Below are 2,783 nucleotides of genomic sequence, written 5' to 3'. Positions count from 1 at the left end.
ATAGGACGTTGCCACGCAACCGGAGGAACTCAATTTAGTTGAGTTCCTTTTTTTGTACAAAAATTTCCAGTTGAAGCGCAACGAGTAAGAAGAGAATACAAAATTCACCACCTAAAGACTTGTAAGATAAGGTCACTACAATGGTCTTCTAAAGGGGAGACTAGGCCGTGAGCCTTTACCTTAAAAGAACGATTATCCTATTAGACGAGTGGCTATACCGTCTGTGACACCGTCTAAAGGATCAACAAAGAAACCATTCGAGAACGTTGGAAATGATTTAATGACGTTATTTCTGTTCGCAAATGGTCTATTTTATATAAAAATCGAAGTTAGCTTGGTCGTTGGGATGGTAGATCCATGTATTCAGCACGGGGACATTAGTTAACTGTAACTTTGAGTACCTATTGTCTGAGCGCTTTCCTAGGGTAACCACTAAGAGTATCACGTAAGCGGCAATCGACTTACCGTATAGCGTGACGCTTAAACGGTTTTAAGTGCTTACGCCGGATTGGAGAACCAAATTTGCAGGATGCCACGAAGTTAGTCAAAGGATTGGTATTCCGGTCTATGTTCCCGGTTCCTATGTGTCACTCACAACGGGAATCAATGAGAATATCGACAATTTCATCCGAGAGTGGCTTCAAGAAACCGACCTGGATAAGCTGATCAACCAGGGCCTCAGTAAGTTAGTCGGAAGTTCAAATAACCGTCCATGTGCCTTCATGCTGGAAGAATCCAATTGAAACTTTTGGCGAAACAAGGCCGCAGTTAATTTGATAATTTGCTATCTATATTGTGTAGTTCGGCTTTTGATTGTGGGTTAAACTAATGGTGAAACTAACTATTAGGAGAGGGGCACCTTCGTTTTTTAGAGGTAAGTATCGAAAACATATCGGTTCTATTGGTTGGCCGCATAAAGTTAAGAATTATAATTGAATCACCATTGAAAAAAATAGCATTGTACAAGAAGCTGGAAGTGGTGATCCTGCAGGAATCAATCATATAAAATACACTTACGTCGGTCATCACACCTATAAGTTTAAAGGTAACTTGATGATCTATGGGCCTCAGACTGTGTATGCCCGAATCAAATATAGCGGGAATAAGATTGCGATAAAGCAGGGTTACGTCTCTCACCATAAAATTCATTGGTATGCAAGTATTCGTGGATGGCATTATAAATATTAAGGTTTATCGGCAATGGCGTTTTCAGCATAAACTGGAGGCGCTTTTGTGCTTTAACTTGATTGTTTTAGTTGTTTTCGGATAGTTACTCAGCAATTGAGAATCTTTTTTAAGGGGCTAATGCTAAATGAAATAGGGTAGTCGAAGCATTCAAGTGGCCCCAGTCGGTTTGTACCGAGAGACGATGGAATGAACACTCTATAACGAAGTGCAGGCCCGACCGGCGTTGTTGCATTTGCAATGATGAGGAAGGGGCGGGGTTACCCAATGAATGAGGTACGGGTAAAGGCCACGTTACGTGAGTCTTACGTTGACCGGGCTATGCGAATGACCACATGTCTATTTCGAAAAATGGGATAGGCGTGCGCGGCGCAGAAGTTTTTGGTAGAATGGAGGACATCGGTAAGGCGTCTGGCGGAGCTCAAACTTTTCCGGGGGCATCTATTGTCAGATACCGAATTTTCAGTAATAATAGAACAAATGCCGCTTTAGCTCAGAAGGTAGAGCGTTTCCATGGTAAGGAAGAGGTCGTTGGTTCAAATCCAATAAGCGGCTTATTAGTTAAACAAGCACCCCCGTCAGGTCAACAACTGACGGGGGTGCTTTATTTAGGAGTGGCCTGGGAGACGCCGGACGCTTCAACCGCTTTATGGCATGTGCGGCGTGTGGGTGGGGAAGACAAATGCGGAGAAATTATGCGAGTGAAAAGACAGTGGTGCGGATAGTAGTCGTAGTCATGACGGGAAGGTGGGGCTTTCGAGGCGGCTGGACCGTTGTTAGCTAAAAAGCGAGCTAGGAGCTAAAGGATTTGGGAATCATTTGGTGTAAGGGTGCGCCAATCTTCCAAACTGATGAGCGGATTACCGCAAGAAAGTGACCAGTGGCTGGTAAGTGCGTGGCCCAAAAAGCTTTTAAACGTATGTTCGCCGGTCATTGAATGAGAATGCTACTAATACTGGCTAATGAAAGATCGTCATGAAACGGGACAGCTTAGTTGGCGCTGGCGGCCGTCCATCTATTTCAGATATGGCCGGTAAGTTGTGCGCCCCTCGAATAGGCGAGGCCGTTATGCATAGGGGGAGACTAGTAGAATATGGCGGTACCGTAGTGAACGGGCTGTCTATGTTCTGCATAGGCATGAGATCGAAGAACTAACGGATAAAGTTACCAGTAGCGGCAAGTACACATGGGCGACGCTGCAAAAGGGGTAGGTTATTTCTTGGCGGAATCGGCCAGGCTGATCGGCATGAGAACATAGGCGTTCTGTGGGGGAGATAATCATTTTTTCGTTGGCTATGTAACGGGCAAAACGCTATAAAGCAGCCGTTTCCCGGAATTAATTACTGGAGTGAATAGAAACTACGGATTTTATTTGAGAAATTCGTTGACAGTCCCTAGGACGTAATGGTATATTAATTAAGCTGTCAAATAGCGATGGCGCATCAGCAACGCAAATCAATTGATTGAAAATAATTAATTGAAATTAGTTGTTGACATCACATCTTCCAAATGATATGATGATTAAGTTGTCTGTTACGAAAGACAGCTTGGTAGACCTTTGAAAACTGAACATTGTTTCGACAAACCAAATATGTGTA

General features: G+C 43.7%; 1 tRNA gene. It reads left to right on the top strand.

Annotated features, from left to right (window positions below):
* Positions 1-1,667: 1,667 nt before the first annotated feature.
* Positions 1,668-1,740 (top strand) — tRNA-Thr (locus FD38_RS01590).
* Positions 1,741-2,783: the final 1,043 nt, after the last annotated feature.

Source organism: Levilactobacillus zymae DSM 19395 (assembly GCF_001434115.1).
Lineage (GTDB): Bacteria > Bacillota > Bacilli > Lactobacillales > Lactobacillaceae > Levilactobacillus > Levilactobacillus zymae.
This window is presented reverse-complemented; position numbering and strand designations above follow the sequence as displayed.